Source organism: Williamsia muralis (assembly GCF_051487485.1).
GTDB lineage: Bacteria > Actinomycetota > Actinomycetes > Mycobacteriales > Mycobacteriaceae > Williamsia > Williamsia muralis_B.
In genome coordinates this window covers 645470-661427 of record NZ_JAHVCV010000002.1, presented here as the reverse complement: position 1 = coordinate 661427, position 15958 = coordinate 645470, and the positions used below count along the sequence as shown (strand labels likewise).

Here is a 15958-nt window from a genome sequence, read left to right as displayed (position 1 = left end):
CGCTCTCACGGTTCAGGTGGGCTTACATCCGGTACCGCCTTCAGTTTTTCGGGGTCGGCGATGTCGTAGATGGCCGCCACACGGCCGTCGCGGACCACGAAGCAACTGGCGCGAGCCGGGGATGCGCGACGGTCACCGACTGCGTCCCATCCGGTGCTGTACGCGCCGAGTTCGCCGTTGACGAGCACCGGGATCTGCTCGGACAGGAACGACTCTCCGTACCGTCGTACCAACGCCAGCAGGAAACGCGCGACGCCGTCCGCACCGTGGATGGGTTTGACCGCTGTCGGGGTGGTGCGGTTCGCATCACCGACGATCATGGCGTCCGGATCAAGTGCTGCCACAACTGATTCGACATCACCCGAGGCCAACGCGGCGACGAGGCGTTGCACTGCGTCGGCCTGTTCGGTCTCCAGGACCGACGGCGGACCTCCGGAGACAATCCTTCTGGCCCGTGAGGCCAGTTTGCGGGCCGTGGCCGTCTGAACGCCCAGGAGGGCGCCGATCTCAGCGAAGGGCACGCCGAAGCCGTCGTGCATCACGAATGCCACCCGCATCGCGGGACCCAGTGTCTCGAGTACAACCATCGCGGCGTACCGGCTCTCTTCGGCGGCGACAACGGCCTGCAGTGGGTCGTCCAGGTCGCGGGACTGCAGCGTGGTGACGATGGGCTCGGGAAGCCATTGTCCCGCATAGTGTTCCCGACGTACGGCAGCCGAACGCAAGCGGTCAAGGCAGATTCGGCCCACTACTGTGGTCAGCCAAGCGCCGAGGTCGTTGATCGAGTCGAGATCGGCATCGGCGAGACGCAGCCACGACTCCTGCACGGCGTCCTCGGCGTCCGTCACGCTCCCGGTGATCCGATATCCCACCGAGAGCAGGCGAGTGCGTTGATCTTGGAATCGATCGGCAAGACTCGGCATGAAGTGATCGTAGGCGGGCGGCGGGCGATCCTCAGGCGATGTTGACGCCGTAATCGCGGGCGATGCCGGCAAGTCCTGATGCATAACCTTGGCCCACCGCCCGGAACTTCCATTCGCCGCCGCGCCGGTAGATCTCACCGAACACCATGGCGGTCTCCGTCGACGCGTCCTCGCTCAGGTCGTAGCGTGCCAGCTCTCGCCCGTCGGCCCGGTTGACCACTCGGATGAAAGCGCCGTGTACCTGGCCGAAGCTCTGGCCGTGGGTATCGGCCTCATGGATGGTGACCGGGAAGATGATGGAGTCGACGTCCGGCGACAGGGCCTTCAAATCGACGGTGATCGTCTCGTCGTCGCCCTCGCCCTCGCCGGTGCGGTTGTCTCCCGTGTGCTCGATGGCGCCGTCAGGGGAGCGCAGGTTGTTGTAGAACACAAAGAACGAGTCGTTCACCACGCGTCGGTTCGCGTTGATCGCAAGGGCGCTGGCGTCGAGGTCGTAGTCGGCGCCGGTCGTGGATCGGACATCCCATCCGAGTCCGACACTCACCGCGGTCAGATTGGGGGCTTCCTTGCTCAGCGAGACGTTTCCGCCTTTGGCCAGGCTCACAGACATCGTCATCCTCCTTGGAGCGGGTTCTTTGGCACGCAAACCATCCCTTCCAAGAGTACCGATGGCCGCGCGCCGCTGTTCGAGTAGACGGCGGCTATGTGGACTCCATCGTTCCCTGACCCATGCTCCAGCGGGTGATGTGCCTGAGTGCACGGAAGTCGTGCTTTGATGGCCGGATGTGATGTCTGGTCCGGGGTTGTGTGCCACGGTGCCCGCGAGAGTGTCTGTGCCAGAACATGTTCGATGAAATTGTCAGACCCCTGCTCTAAAATAGGTTCATGTTGTTGGTCGAGGGGGGAACTCGAGTCACGCAGTTGGCCGAGGATCTGAGAGCTGTTCCGCGCGAGGTGAATCGGCGTTTCGCGCGCACGATCGCTGACGTTGTCGAGCTGGCGACGCTGCGGGTGCACGAAGAATTGGCCGTGTCAGGGGACCTGGACAAGGCCGCCCGCATACCGGTCGTTGAGGTGTCCCTGCTACTCGACATCTCACGCACGATGGCTGGTGTCTACATCGACAATGGCCTGCAACTCCGCGATCGCTTCCACGGCACACGTGCGGCGTTCGAAGAAGGCGACATCGGGTTCACTCATGTACGCGAGATCGTCACCGCGCTCCAGGCCCTGAGTGATGAACTGCTGTCGCAACTCGAAGCCGAAGCCATTCTTATTGCACAGCAGGGACTCTCACGCTCCGTCCTGCGTAGCGAACTCGACCGGATGGTGATTGCTGCCGATCCCGACGGGGCAGCAGAACGACGCAAAGCGATGGAACCGCACCGCGACTACCGATCCTCCCGCGACCTCAACGGCCTCGCACACATCTCCGCGACCATCACCGCAGCCGAAGCCTCCGAACTCGACGCCCGGATCACCGCAGTCGCGGGCACGGTCTGCGCCCGCGACCGTCGGCAGCCCAGCCAGCGACGGGCCGACGCATTTGTCGCCGTCATGCGCGGCCATCAACAACTCGACTGCGCCTGCGAACGCGACCAATGCCCAGAGAAGCACCGCGAACCCTTACCCGCCCCACCCAAGCCGATGGTCAAAATCATCACCGACGCAGCCACATTGGCCGGGCTGATCGGACAAGTCCCCACCATCGACGGATACGGCGTCATCGACCCCGCGTTGGCACGCGAGCTCGCCGCTGATGCGACGTGGCAGGGCTTGTTCCGGGAAGCCGAGCAATTCGCCCGAGGCCGACACCGGCAACCCGGAATCACGGCCCCACCACCGGGACTGCTCCCACCCGACGGGCACGGCGGGCTCACCGAACCACCACCAGGCGCGTTGACCTATCAACCTTCACAGGCGCTGCGCGAGATGATCATTGCCCGCGACGGCACCTGCCGCACGCCCGGATGTTCCACACCGGCATCAGAGTGCGAGATCGACCACATCATCCCGTTTAACCACGCCGACCCCCGATCGGGTGGTTGGACCATCGAAGAAAACCTCGCCCCCATCTGTCGCCCCGACCACAAGCGCAAAACACTCGGCTACTGGATGGCCCGAATGCACTCAGACCGAACCATCACGTGGACAACTCAATACGGACAGACCTACGTCACCCGACCACACGGTCTGGGCCGCTAGGGCACAAGGTACTGGCTGTCACGCACGTCGGTGATCACCATGTGGCCCGGTGCATGACCAATCGCCAACGCCGGCCGCGACTCCATCACGGCGGCCTGCGGGGTGACACCGCAACCCCAGAACACCGGAATCTCACCCCGGCGAATGTCCGCGGCGTCGCCGAAGTCGGGCTGGTCGATGTCATAGATTCCGAGTGCGGCGGGGTCGCCGATATGAAGCGGGGCACCGTGAACCGCGGGATATCGCGACGTCACCCGTACTGCGGTTGCGACCAATTCTGCTGGTACCGGCCGCATCGATACCACCAGCGGACTAGAGAGACTCCCGGCCGGGCGGCAACGCTGAGAGGTCTTGTACATCGGCACATTTGATCCCTGTTCGATGTGTCGCACGGGTACGCCGGCCTCGATCAAGGCAGCCTCGAACGTAAAGCTGCACCCGATCAAGAACGAGACCAGATCTTCCCGCCACCACGGCGTCACGTCCGTTGCCTCGTCGACCAGTTCGCCGTTTTCATAGATCCGGTACAGCGGCACGTCTGTGCGGATGTCGCCTTCCGCACCCAGCATCGGTCCGGTCACCTCGCCGGCATCCAACACATCGAGGACCGGGCACGACTTCGGATTGCGCTGCGCGAACAGCAGGAAGTCGTAGGCGTCGGCGCGCGGAAGGGTCAACAAGTTGGCCTGCGTAAATCCGGGTGACCAACCCGCGGTGGGGGTGATCAGCCCGTCGCGGAACAACTTTCGGGCAGCCGATGGGGTGATGGCTGTGGGCGATGTCATCTGGAACTCCTGTCGAGCGAACACGTTGGTCATCGAGTCCAATGGAGGCGCACCGACTGGCCAGGGCGGATCTGGGCGGCGCGATCGACGTCCTCGTCGATCAACACGGCGACCACGGGATAGCCGCCGGTGACCGGATGGTCGGCGAGGAACACCACCGGTTGGCCACTCGGAGGTACCTGAATCGCTCCTCGCACCATGCCCTCGCTGGGCAACTGACGGTCGGGGTCGCGATGCGAAAGCCCACGCGCCCACGCGAGCCGACGTGATCGTCAACGCTGCGAACTCGTCAATGTTGGGCGGCGGTGGTGTCGACGGCGCAATCCACCGCGTGGGCGGGCCCGAGATACTCGATGAGTGCCGGCTCATCCGTGCAACAACACTTCCGGACGGCCTCGGTGTGGGGGCCGTGGTGGCGACCACGGCGGGAAGACTCCCGGCGAAGTGGGTGATCCACACGGTGGGGCCGCGCTACTCGACCCGTCACGACCGGTCGGCCGACCTGCGGGCGTGTTATCAGCGCAGCCTGCTGCTGGCTCGGTCATTGGGGGCGACATCTATCGCCTTCCCGTTGATCTCGGCCGGTGCATACGGGTGGCCCGTCGCCGACGCGGTGTCCCGACAGGTTCACGCCATCAAAACGGCTGAAGTGAACGTGGACTTGGTGACTCTCGTGGCCTTCTCGCGCGAGATCGCCGAGTTGAGCAGGCGTTATGTCGGCTGACCGGGTCGGCTGATGAACACTCGGTACCGGGGCTAAGCTGTCAGCAGGTCATAGTGACCGGCACCACAGGAGGCCCCATGAACCGGTACGCAGTGCGCTCCAAGACCAGCCAGCTCGACCCCGAGAAGGACTTCGAGGAGATCAACCGGCTGCTCGCGACCATCGAGTTCCCGTGGGACATCAACCAGGCATTGAGCTTTGCGCTGTTCCGGACGTACGCGGTGCCGTCCGTGGGCCAGCTGCTGTTCGACACCGGAGAGTTCACCGACAAAGTCCAGAAGCGCTACGACGACACCACCCTGCTCCTCGACGGCGTGCTCGAACACGGACTCGACAGCGAGACCGGGCGGACGAGCATCCGCCGCATCAATCAGATGCACGGCGCCTACGACATCTCGAACGACGACATGCTCTACGTACTCGCGACATTCGTGGTCACCCCGGTGCGCTGGATCGAGGACTACGGGTGGCGGCAGCTCAATCACAACGAGGTGGTGGCCGCCACCAACTACTATCGCCGTCTCGGAAACCTGATGGGGATCAAGCAAATTCCGGCCACCTACACCGAGTTCGAGCACTTCCTCGACGATTACGAGCAGAAGAACTTCGCCTACAACGACGGTGCGCGCAAGGTCGCCGATTCGACGCTGGCCCTGATGACCACGTTCCCGCCGAATGACAAGGCCCCGGCCTGGTTGATCAACATCTTCGCGCGGTCGTTGATGGACGACGCCCTACTCGATGCGTTCGGTTACCGGCATCCGCCGAGGGTTGTCCGAGCCGTGTCGCGCGCAGCGCTTCGTGCCAGGGGCCGGTTGGTCCGCTGGTTCCCCGTCCGTAAGGAGCCGTTGCATGCCCGCGACCTCCCGAACATCCGTACCTACCCAGATGGCTACGACGTCACCACGCTCGGCACATTCCCCCGTGGATGCCCTGTGGCGCACGTCGATTCGTCTTCGGTGGCTTCGGGGCAGGCAGCTTCAGCCACCCTCGCCAAGTGAGCGGGCAACTCACGCAGGCATCTTGACGTCTTTTGCGGCGAGGAGAGCTGACAGCGCCTGTGGCACCAGGGCAAGACTCAGCACCCCCATGGCCAGCGTCCACGAACCGCTGATGTCATGCAAGGCGCCGATGGCCAAGGGACCGGCTGCAGCGAGGCAGTAGCCGACGGCCTGTGCCATCCCCGATATCTGCCCGGTCTGGGCGGGACTCGAGCTGCGCAACACCATGAACAACAGCGCCAAACTGATCGACGCCCCCGGCCCGGCAGCCACACAGATCACCCAGAACGCGGTCCAGTGGTCGGTACCGATGAGTCCGGCGAACCCGACTGCACTCACCACGCACGCTGCCAGGGTGATCGCACGCTGTCCGCGGAAATGCCCGGCGATGATGGGAACCACCAGCGACATGAGCAGTGCGACGGTCTGGGCCAGCGCCAGCAAACCGCCGGCTGCAGACTTGGCCATGCCCCCATCGATCAGGTACTCGGGAAGCCACGCGGTGAACGTGTAGAAGATCAGCGACTGTGCACCCATGTAGATGGTGATCGCCCAAGCGATCTTGTTGCGCCACAACGAAGGAAGTGCGGGTCGGGCGCCCATCCGGTGCTTGCGTGAGAGTTGCGGAATCCACAGGACGAGCCCGACAACGGTCAGCAGCGACCACGATGCCAAGGCGATGCGCCACTGCTCATCGACCGCCGTGTAGATAGGAACCGTCAGGCCCGCTGCCAGGGCCGCGCCGCCGGACAGCGTCATCGAGTAGAGACCGGTCATCAACCCCGATCGGTGCGCGAAGTCCCGTTTGATCAATGCCGGCAGCACCACGTTGCAGATGCCGATCGCAACGCCGGCCAACGCCGATCCGGCAAAGAGCGCCGGGACCGAGGGAACGAGACGGAGCAGTATTGCACTGAGCAACAGGAGCATTGCCCCGAACACCGTGCGTTCGATACCGAACCGGCGGACGAGCCGCGGCGCGATCGGCGACACCAGCCCGAAGAACAACACCGGAAGGGTGGTCAGCAACCCGGCGGTGGCACTGCTGAAGCCCTCAGAAGCCTTGATGTCGTCGACAAGGGGAGCCACGGCCACCACAGCAGGCCGTAAGTTCGCTGCCACCACCATGATCGCGAGGCCGGCGAAGATCGCCGCGCTGCGGCCGGGCCGTCGCGGGGACGTCGACGGAGGACCCACCGCGACAGCGGTACTTCCCGGATCCGTGAGGGGACCAGTCATGAGAGGACCTCGATCGAGCGGTCGAGGTAGCAGGCGACAGCCGCCTCTGCCGCCACCGGGTCGCGATCCCGGATGGCTGCGACCACTTCGGCATGTCCGGTCGGATGTGGGTGTGATTGGGCGTCGGCCGCTATGACGGTCGCATGGGTGCGTGCCATCACCTCGGCGACTCCGGCGTAGAGCTCACCGAGGAACCCATTGCCCGAGGCCGTGATGATGGCGGTGTGAAAGGCGATGTCCGCGTTGATGTATCGCCCCAGGTCGTCGGCGTCGAATGCCTCGCGCATCTCGGACAATAGTCGGTCGAGTTCCCGTACGTCATCGTCGGTCCTAGTGGACGCTGCCGAGCGTGCGGCTTCGCGCTCGAGGGCGCGCCGCACCTGCAGCAGCTCCAGGATCTCGGTGTTCTCCACGCACCGGCCGATGGCGGCGGCCAGGAGATTGCGGCTGCGCACATATGTACCATCGCCGCGCCGGGGCTCCAGGAAACCCGAATGTTCCAGCGCGCGAACGGCTTCCCGAACGGTGTTGCGCCCGACACCGAGCTGGGTCACCAACTCGGGCTCAGCGGGGATCCTGGCGCCGACTGCCCACTCGCCCGACCGGATCAACTCCTGCATTTGCTCCACGACGAGTTCGCTCGTTCGTCTCGGCCGAGTGATCGACGCCGCCTCGACGGGTGCCTGGGTCATCTCCGTTCGCATTGAAACAACCTAACATCCCATGTTTGATGGTGGCGAGCGCCCAATGGTCGGGAAGGGGCGGATTACTCGCCTTCGACGTTGTTGTCCAGCGAGAACATCGACAGAGCGGTGAAAATTGTCAGCCGCCGTTCCGGTTCATTCATGAAGGGTCCGGTGATCTGCTCGATCCGGGCAATCCGGCTACGAAGCGTGTTGGGGTGGATGTACAGCTCCCGAGCGGATTCGGTGATGTTGCAATCGGTGGACCGCAGCACTCGCAGGATTCGCCGTTGATCGAGACCGTCCGGTGTAGGGCCGGCGACCGAGCCCAGTGTCTCGGCCACAAAACTGCGGCGTGCGTGTTCGGGCAGTTGGTAGAGCAGGCCGAGCACACCCAGGTCGCGGTATCTGGTCACCCGGTTGATCGCGCCGACGCGTCTGCCGACCGCCACGGCACGGCCGGCCTGCCGGAACGAACTCGGATAGCTGCGAGGATCGTCGACCTCGTCGCTTGAGCCGACCGCCAGCGGAACCTGCACCGACCGGTACAGCGCACGGGCGAGGGCATCGAAATCGACTGTCGCACGGATCATCACGACCACGGTGCCGGAATTGACGATGGTGATCGAGTCGGGATCGAATCGCAGGGCCACCGGTGTCATTGCCGTTCTGAGCTGCTGCAGACCGTTCAAGTCCACCGAGATGCCGAACGGTTCGATGCCCAGACAGACGACGCGATGGCGCGGGAACAACGACAACCGCCGGCTCTTGCGCAAGCTCATCTCGCGTTGCACGAGGTCGTCGCCAAGGATGTGTTTGAGATTGCGGGCGATCTCCGCGGCGGCTTCGTCGGTGGCTGTGTCGGCGAGCCTGGCGTGCAGGCGAAAGACGGGCGCGAGCGTCGTCAGGATCACGAGTTCGTCTGGGGTGAGGGCGTTGTCGCGGCGAACCTCCAGTACGGGTCCGCCCACCGACGCCGCAGACAATCGCACCGACGTGACGTCGGGATCGGCCGGGCCCGCTACGTCGGAGAGCTGCAGGTCGGCGCCGAGGAACCGGCCGAGGACATCGAGCAGTCCGTCGAGGTCGTCGGCAGCGGCAAGGATGTCGTCGGGAACGGACGCGGCGCGTGGCCCGGTCTCGGAAGGTACCTCGCCCGACTGCTGCAGCTGCCGTTCGAAGGACACAACAAGATCCGCATGCGGCACCAGGGCGCTGTTCCACAACAGGCACACACCCGCCCGCTCGGCGCGAGCCACCAGCTGCCGGGGCGGATTGACCGGGCGGATGGGGCTGACCAGTACTGCCACGGGTTTCTTCACCAGCACCGGGTCCAGGATCGGCAACAGATCTGGAAGGGGGCCGCTGGGCCGGGTGGGCTTCCATTCCACGGTCACAACGGCCTGGTCAAGCGTGAGGTGGTCTCGTGCGTCAGCCAGGTCGATCACCGACGTGATCGACGTGTCGATTCCGACGGGCGAGGTGGCCATCTGGACGCCGGTGACCTCGGCGAGCCCGGCCGCTGTGGCTCTCCCGTTCGGCACGTCGATCCTCCTCTGGGAACCACACTGCAGGTTCGTCAGGCAGAGTAGTCGCGTGCTCGCCATCCCGCCGGTCGACCTGCTCGAAGCCTCCCGCGACCCCGAATCGAGGGCGCGCCAGATCGAGCTGCTCGACACCGCCTGCTCCCGCACCGGCTACGCCCTGCTCACAGGTCATCGTATCCCCACCTCGTTGCTCACCGAGCTGTACAGCGTGAGCAGGCAGTTCTTCCTCTTGTCCGACGAGGAGAAGGCAATCGTGAGGCAGCCGGCGCCTGAGCAGGTCCGCGGCTGGACGGGACTCGGATCCGAGGGGATGGCCTACTCGCTCGACGAGGAATCGCACGGCGACCTCAAAGAGAAGATGGACATCGGCCCGGTGTCGGGTCCGACGGTGGGGCAGCCCGGCGCCGGCCCGATGGCCTATCCGAATCTGTGGCCGCGATCCCCTGAGGGGTTCCGAGCGGTGTGGGAGGACTACTACCGCCACATGCAGCGGGTCGGCGCCGAACTGCTGTCGCTGGCGGCCGAGGGGTTCGGTCTGCCGCCCGATCATTTTGCGCCGATGTTCGACACCGAGATGAGCATGCTCCGCGGGCTGTACTTTCCACCCCAACCCGAACCGCCCCTCGCCCACCAGGCACGCGCCGGCATCCACACGGATTACGGCGCGTTCACCGTGGTCTCCGCGGAGTCGTCGCCGGGAGGCCTTCAGGTACTCGACCCCGACGGCGAATGGCTGGAGGTCACCACCACTCCGGCCACGTTGGTGGTGCTCACCGGTGACCTGCTCGCGGAATGGACCGGTGATCATTGGCCGGCCACCTTGCACCGCACGGCGAATCCGCCGCGGTCGGTGGCCTTCGACAGCTCGCGCCTGAGTTTCGCCTTCTACCAACATCCCAACTTTGATGTGTCGGTTGCGGCCTTGCCTCCCTTCGCGGCATCCGATCCGACGGCCGTACCGGACCCACTGCGTGCCGGCGACCACCTTGCCGAGAAGTACGTACGGCAGACCACATTCGGCCGGCGCACCGCCGATTGACGCCGATCGCGGTGTTACGTCTCGAGTGCGTCAGGAAACGTCCACGTAATCCACTGTTACGCATGTGTTTCCGATGTGGTGATGTGACAGGTGGCGGCGCGAACTATCGGTGATCGGTGCTCTTGTTGGTTGCTGGCATCGCTAACAGACTTGATGCAGACGACAAGTGAGGAGCCTGCAGATGTCTGTAGTACCGGTGATCGACATTTCCGCACTGCACGGAGACGACAAAAACGCCAAGGCCGCGGTGGCGGCCGAACTCGACCATGCATGCCGCGAGATCGGGTTCTTCCAGATCACCAATCATGGAATCGACGCCCGGGTGATCGCCGACATGTACCGCACATCCGACGAGTTCTTCTCGCTGCCCGAAGCCGAGAAGCGGCACGTTGCACAGCCGAGCCCGGACACCGTGCGCGGTTACTCGTCCATCGGGGAACAGGCGTTCTCGTACAGCGAGGACGTGCATCAGCCGCGTGACCTGCATGAGAAGTTCGATGTGGGCCCGGTCGACTTCGATCGCGACGACCCCTACTTCTCGGTGGAGAACGCAGGTCCGCACTTCCTGCCGAACCAGTGGCCGCAACGTCCGGCGGAGATGGAAGAGGCCTGGAGCACGTACTTCCGCGCGATGAACGACCTCTCCCGCAACCTGATGAGTGCCTTCGCCCGCGGACTCGGACTCGATCCCGACTATTTTGTCGACACCATCGACAAGGACATCAGCATGCTCCGGGCCATCAACTACCCGCACATGACCACACCGCCCCAGCCGGGTCAGATGCGTGCAGGCGCCCACACCGACTACGGCAGCCTGACCATCGTCCGGCAGGAAGAGGCGCCCGGCGGACTCGAGGTGTTCACCATGGACGGGGACTGGATCCCGGTCCCGGTTATCCCGGGTGCGCTGGTGGTCAACATCGGAGACCTGATGGCGCAGTGGACCAACGACCAGTGGACGTCCACCCGGCACCGTGTGCGCACGCCACGGCCCGACGCGACCGGCGACACCCGACGGATGTCGCTGGTGTTCTTCCACCAGCCGAACTACGACGCGATGATCGAATGCCTGCCCACGTGCCTGGCGCCGGGGGAGGAGCCGAAGTACCGGCCGATCAGTTCCGGTGACCACCTCACCGAGAAGTTCGCCAAGACGATCGCCCTCACGCCTCGCTGATGTCGGGCTCGAGCTTCGAGATCGAGCTGCGGCGCACCGGGCGGGTGGTGACGGTACCAGCCGACCGGACCGCGTTGGCCGTGGTCCGCGACGTGGTGCCCGCCGCCGAGTTCAACTGTCTCCAGGGTGAGTGCGGTGCCTGCGTGGCCACAGTGCTCGAAGGCACCCCTGACCACCGCGACACCGTTCTGTCCGAGCGGGCGAAGGCGGCAGGTAAGCGAATCATCCTCTGTGTCAGTCGATCCGCCTCGGATCGGCTGGTGCTCGACCTCTGATCGAAAGGGCCCGACCATGACGACAACCAGCCTGTCGTTTGCCAGCGTGTTCAGCGCGGACATCGAAAAGCTCAGCACCTTCTACCGTGAGCTGCTCGGACTCGACGAGGTACTCGAGCTGCGCTCGGAGCACTTTCGGGGACTGCGCATCGGCGACACCATCCTGGGCTTCAGTGCCCCCACCGCCTACTCGATGCTCAATCTCGTTGCCCCGCAGGATGAGCAGGACGGAGTGAGCAGCTTCCTGACGTTCGAACTACCCACCGATGCCGACGTCGACACCGTCACCGCGGCCGCAACGACGGCCGGGGCAACCTGCGTGAAAGAACCTGGCCGGACGTACTACGGGGCCTGGCAGTCGGTGCTGCTCGACCCCGACGGCAACGCCTTTCGACTCAACCACCTGACGCTCGAACAGTCTTCCTGAGTTTTCTTCCCGCCCCACCTCGACAGTGCCGTCGAATCATCACATCCGCACGGGCGCAGGCCTTCTCTGCGCCGAAAGGAAGCCCGCATGTCCATATTCGACTGGCAACTCAAAACCGGTGACGCCGTCGTGGCGCCCCACGAACGCCTCAGCTGGCCGCGCACCGTCGGCATCGGGCTACAGCACGTTGTCGCGATGTTCGGCGCGACATTCCTGGTCCCGGTCCTCACCGGTTTCCCGCCGGCCACCACGCTGCTGTTCTCCGGCATCGGGACCATCCTCTTCCTCATCATCACGCGTAACCGGCTGCCCAGCTACCTGGGTTCGAGTTTCGCCATCATCGCCCCCACGATCGCGGCCGGCGCTTCACACGGCCCGTCCGGTGCACTCGGCGGAATCGTTGTGGTCGGTGCCTTGCTGATGATCATCGGTGTGGTGGTCCACTTCGTCGGCATCGGCTGGATCGAAGCGTTGATGCCCCCGGTGGTGACCGGCGCGATCGTGGCGCTGGTCGGCTTCAACCTCGCGCCGACGGCCAAGACCAACTTCGAAGAAGACGCCATCACCGCCTTCATCGTGCTTGTGCTGCTGCTGTTGTCGTTGGTGCTGTTCCGCGGATTGCTCGGTCGACTCGCCATCTTCACCAGCGTGGTGATCGGCTACTTCATCGCCCTGGCTCGCGACAAGGTCGACACCGATCCCATCGGCCAGGCCGACTGGTTCGGTCTGCCCGACTTCACCGCCCCCACCTTCCACCTGTCGGTGCTGCCAATGTTCATCCCGGTGGTGCTCGTGCTGGTTGTCGAGAACATCGGGCACGTCAAATCCATCAACACCATGACCGGCATCAACAACGACCACCGGATCGGGCGGGCACTGGCGGCCGACGGACTCGCGACCGTGCTGGCCGGTAGCGGCGGTGGTTCTGCCACCACCACATATGCCGAGAACATCGGCGTCATGGCCGCGACCAAGGTGTATTCCACCGCGGCCTACTGGGTCGCAGGAGGCGCGGCGATCCTGCTCGGCCTCTCGCCGAAGGTGGGTGCGGTCATCGCGTCCATCCCGCCGGGTGTTCTCGGCGGCGTGACCACCGCGCTGTACGGCCTCGTAGGAATCCTCGGCGTCCACATCTGGGTGACCAACAAGGTGGACTTCTCCAAGCCCGTCAACCAGTTCACCGCAGCGATCGCACTTGTCATCGGCATCGCCGACTTCTCGTGGAAGATCGGCGATCTGAGTTTCGGTGGCATCGCTTTGGGCGCCATCTCCGCGGTGGTGATCTACCACGTGATGCGTCTGATCGGACAGTGGCGCGGCACCGTGGTCGTGGACGAACGAGTGCCTGCCACAACCGGGCCGACCGATCCCGAACGACCGCACAACGCGGAGAAGCAGGAGATCTGATGGCGATCACACTCATCCGCGGCGGCACGGTGGTGTCCTCGACCGGCAGACAGCTCATCGACGTGTTGATCGACGGCGAGACGATCGTCGCGCTCGTCGAACCGGGCGCCACTGCGCTGGGCGCCGATCTCTCCGCCACCGCCGATACCGTCATCGACGCCACCGGCAAGTACGTCATCCCCGGCGGTGTGGACGCGCACACTCATATGCAGATGCCCTTCGGTGGGACCACCGCGTCGGACACCTTCGAAACAGGTACCCGTGCAGCAGCTTTCGGTGGCACCACCACCATCGTCGACTTCGCCATCCAGACACCGGGGGAGCGATTGCAGGACACCCTCGGCGCGTGGCATGACAAAGCGGCGGGCAACTGCGCGATCGACTACGGGTTCCACCAGATCATCGGCGATGTCAACGACGAATCCCTCTCGGCCATGAGCGAACTGGTGGCCGAAGGGGTCACCAGCTTCAAGTTGTTCATGGCCTACCCAGGCGTCTACTACTCCGATGACGCCCAGATCCTGCGGGCGATGCAGAAGTCCGCCGACACCGGCGCACTGATGATGATGCACGCCGAGAACGGCATCGCCATCGATGAATTGGTGGCCCAGCACCTCAAGCGTGGAGAGACCTCCCCGTACTTCCACGGTGTCTCCCGTCCGTGGCAGCTCGAGGAGGAGGCCACGCACCGGGCCATCATGCTCGCCGATATCACCGGAGCGCCGCTGTACGTGGTGCACGTGTCCGCCCGGCAAGCCCTCGAGCAGATCGCGACCGCACGTGGCAAGGGCGCCAACGTGTTCGCCGAGACATGCCCGCAATACCTGTACCTGTCGCTGGAGGAACAACTCGGTGCCGCGGGCTTCGAGGGTGCGAAGTGGGTGTGTTCGACCCCGCTGCGCTCACGTGCCGAGGGCCATCAGGACGAGCTGTGGAAATTCATCCGAACCGGCGATGTGTCCGGTGTCGCCACCGACCACTGCCCGTTCTGCATGGTGGACCAGAAGGAGCTCGGAATCTCCGACTTCTCCAAGATCCCCAACGGAATCGGCGGTGTCGAACATCGGCTCGACCTCATGTATCAAGGTGTGGTCGACGGGCGTATCAGTCTGGAGCGGTGGGTGGAGGTATGCGCCACCACGCCGGCCCGCATGTTTGGGATGTACCCCCGCAAGGGAGTGATCTCCCCGGGCGCCGATGCCGACGTGGTGATCTACGACCCGGCAGGCCACACGAGCATCGGTCTGGGCAAAACGCACCACATGAACATGGATTACTCGGCCTGGGAGGGTTTCGAGATCGACGGCGCCGTGCAGACGGTGCTCTCCCGGGGCAAGGTCATCGTCGATGGCGGCAACTACCTCGGTGCCAGGTCGGACGGGCGGTTCGTGCGCCGCGAGCTGTCACAGAACCTGCTCTGAGAAGACAGTCATCTTTCCCACAGCGGTCCCGGCAACGGTCGATCACCGCACACAACGATTGGAGACACCGCATGGACTTCGGTGTTGTCATGCAATGCAATCCGCCGGCATCCCGGGTGGTCGAACTCGCCGTCTCGGCCGAGAACCGTGGATTCAGCCACGTCTGGACCTTTGACTCCCACGTGCTGTGGCAGGAGCCCAACGTGATCTACAGCCAGATCCTCGCTGCCACCCGCACTGTGACTGTCGGTCCGATGGTCACCAATCCGCTCACGCGTGACGCGACGGTGACGGCCTCGACGTTCGCGACGCTCAACTCCATGTACGGGAACCGCACGGTGTGCGGTATCGGCCGGGGCGACTCGGCCGTGCGGGTGCTGTCGGGCAAACCGTCCACACTGGCGACATTGCGCGAAAGCATCGATGTCATCAAGGAACTCGGCAACGGGCGCAGTGCCACGATCAACGGCACGTCCGTGCGCTTCCCCTGGGCAGGCAAATCGCACCTCGACGTCTACGGCGCCGGCTACGGACCGAAGGCGCTCGAGATGATCGGTCAGGTGGCAGACGGGTTCATCCTGCAACTCGCCGATCCCGCCATCGTCCGATGGACAGTGGAACGCGTGAAGCACGCCGCCGAGGCAGCGGGGCGTGATCCCGCGGCGGTCTCGATCGTGGTCGCCGCCCCGGCCTACGTCGGAGACGATCTGGACCACCAACGCGATCAATGCCGCTGGTTCGGAGGAATGGTGGGCAACCACGTCGCAGACCTCGTCGACAAATACGGCGGTGACGGCGCGCAGGTACCGTCGGCCCTCACCGACTACATCAAGAACCGGCAGGGTTACGACTACAACGAACACGGCCGAGTAGGCAACAGCCACACCGCATTCGTTCCCGACGAGATCATCGATCGGTTCTGCATCCTCGGTCCCCCGGAGCGGCACATCGAGCGGCTGGAGGAACTGCACGCCCTCGGAGTCGACCAGTTCGCCGTCTATCTTCAGCACGACGGCAAAGACTCCACACTCGACGCATACGGCGAGACGATCATTCCCGCCCTCGCGCCCACAGTCGCTGCGCGATCATGACCGGCGCGGAACAG

At 64.6% G+C, this 15958-nt stretch carries 16 protein-coding genes and 1 pseudogene; 10 read left to right on the top strand and 7 right to left on the bottom strand.

The genetic code is table 11. The features are described 5' to 3' along the window. Nucleotides 1-5 precede the first annotated feature (5 nt). Together sigJ and KXR83_RS06575 are read right to left on the bottom strand one after the other, a co-directional pair. Nucleotides 6-923: an RNA polymerase sigma factor SigJ gene (sigJ, locus tag KXR83_RS06580; RefSeq protein ID WP_437424125.1), complete on the bottom strand. Its 918-nt coding sequence runs from the start codon at nucleotides 921-923 to the stop codon at nucleotides 6-8. Between the two features lie 31 nt (nucleotides 924-954). Beyond that, nucleotides 955-1533, bottom strand: a complete 579-nt coding sequence (locus KXR83_RS06575; RefSeq protein ID WP_437424124.1) for a TerD family protein — start codon at nucleotides 1531-1533, stop codon at nucleotides 955-957. A 275-nt stretch (nucleotides 1534-1808) separates the two neighbouring features. On the opposite strand from KXR83_RS06575, the gene KXR83_RS06570 reads away from it, so the two are divergent. After that, entirely contained in the window at nucleotides 1809-3128 is a 1320-nt protein-coding gene (locus KXR83_RS06570) for a DUF222 domain-containing protein (RefSeq protein WP_437424123.1), read from the top strand. Here the strand turns inward: KXR83_RS06570 and KXR83_RS06565 are convergent. Beyond that, nucleotides 3125-3946 (bottom strand): putative hydro-lyase, encoded by an 822-nt coding sequence (locus KXR83_RS06565; protein ID WP_437424122.1) that lies wholly within the window; start codon nucleotides 3944-3946, stop codon nucleotides 3125-3127. The genes KXR83_RS06570 and KXR83_RS06565 overlap by 4 nt on opposite strands. Then, nucleotides 3943-4161 (bottom strand): annotated as a pseudogene (locus tag KXR83_RS06560) (allophanate hydrolase subunit 2 family protein); the annotation flags it as partial. The gene KXR83_RS06565 and the pseudogene KXR83_RS06560, both read right to left, overlap by 4 nt. A 17-nt stretch (nucleotides 4162-4178) precedes the next feature. Here KXR83_RS06560 and KXR83_RS06555 point away from each other — a divergent pair. Both KXR83_RS06555 and KXR83_RS06550 read left to right on the top strand, forming a co-directional pair. Further along, on the top strand, nucleotides 4179-4637 hold the full coding sequence (locus tag KXR83_RS06555) for an O-acetyl-ADP-ribose deacetylase (RefSeq protein ID WP_437424121.1): 459 nt from the start codon (nucleotides 4179-4181) through the stop codon (nucleotides 4635-4637). Nucleotides 4638-4714: 77 nt separating this feature from the next. After that, complete coding sequence (locus KXR83_RS06550) at nucleotides 4715-5638, top strand: oxygenase MpaB family protein (protein ID WP_437424120.1); 924 nt, start codon at nucleotides 4715-4717, stop codon at nucleotides 5636-5638. A gap of 9 nt (nucleotides 5639-5647) precedes the next feature. On the opposite strand, the gene KXR83_RS06545 is transcribed toward KXR83_RS06550, so the two are convergent. The 3 genes from KXR83_RS06545 to KXR83_RS06535 all read right to left on the bottom strand — a co-directional run bounded on the left by KXR83_RS06545 (nucleotide 5648) and on the right by KXR83_RS06535 (nucleotide 9104). After that, the gene (locus tag KXR83_RS06545; RefSeq protein ID WP_437424119.1) at nucleotides 5648-6877 is read right to left on the bottom strand and encodes a CynX/NimT family MFS transporter; all 1230 of its coding nucleotides are present in this window, start codon (nucleotides 6875-6877) and stop codon (nucleotides 5648-5650) included. Then, a complete protein-coding gene (locus KXR83_RS06540) occupies nucleotides 6874-7569 on the bottom strand; it encodes a FadR/GntR family transcriptional regulator (RefSeq protein ID WP_437424118.1) in 696 nt (231 codons plus the stop codon). Before KXR83_RS06540 ends, KXR83_RS06545 begins: the two co-directional genes overlap by 4 nt. 74 nt (nucleotides 7570-7643) lie before the next feature. Then, nucleotides 7644-9104, bottom strand: coding sequence for a PucR family transcriptional regulator (locus KXR83_RS06535; protein ID WP_437424117.1), 1461 nt, complete (start codon nucleotides 9102-9104; stop codon nucleotides 7644-7646). Nucleotides 9105-9156: 52 nt separating this feature from the next. On the opposite strand from KXR83_RS06535, the gene KXR83_RS06530 reads away from it, so the two are divergent. From KXR83_RS06530 to KXR83_RS06500, 7 genes are all read left to right on the top strand, one after another. Continuing rightward, entirely contained in the window at nucleotides 9157-10146 is a 990-nt protein-coding gene (locus KXR83_RS06530) for an isopenicillin N synthase family dioxygenase (protein ID WP_437424116.1), read from the top strand. Nucleotides 10147-10327: 181 nt separating this feature from the next. Beyond that, nucleotides 10328-11323 (top strand): isopenicillin N synthase family dioxygenase, encoded by a 996-nt coding sequence (locus tag KXR83_RS06525; RefSeq protein ID WP_437424115.1) that lies wholly within the window; start codon nucleotides 10328-10330, stop codon nucleotides 11321-11323. Then, on the top strand, nucleotides 11323-11598 hold the full coding sequence (locus KXR83_RS06520) for a 2Fe-2S iron-sulfur cluster-binding protein (protein WP_437424114.1): 276 nt from the start codon (nucleotides 11323-11325) through the stop codon (nucleotides 11596-11598). Before KXR83_RS06525 ends, KXR83_RS06520 begins: the two co-directional genes overlap by 1 nt. A gap of 16 nt (nucleotides 11599-11614) precedes the next feature. Further along, nucleotides 11615-12025: a VOC family protein gene (locus tag KXR83_RS06515; protein WP_437424113.1), complete on the top strand. Its 411-nt coding sequence runs from the start codon at nucleotides 11615-11617 to the stop codon at nucleotides 12023-12025. A gap of 87 nt (nucleotides 12026-12112) precedes the next feature. Next, complete coding sequence (locus KXR83_RS06510; protein ID WP_437424112.1) at nucleotides 12113-13432, top strand: uracil-xanthine permease family protein; 1320 nt, start codon at nucleotides 12113-12115, stop codon at nucleotides 13430-13432. Then, nucleotides 13432-14853, top strand: a complete 1422-nt coding sequence (hydA, locus tag KXR83_RS06505; protein WP_437424111.1) for a dihydropyrimidinase — start codon at nucleotides 13432-13434, stop codon at nucleotides 14851-14853. Before KXR83_RS06510 ends, hydA begins: the two co-directional genes overlap by 1 nt. A 71-nt stretch (nucleotides 14854-14924) precedes the next feature. After that, nucleotides 14925-15944, top strand: coding sequence for a TIGR03842 family LLM class F420-dependent oxidoreductase (locus KXR83_RS06500; RefSeq protein WP_437424110.1), 1020 nt, complete (start codon nucleotides 14925-14927; stop codon nucleotides 15942-15944). The last annotated feature ends 14 nt before the right edge of the window (nucleotides 15945-15958 follow it).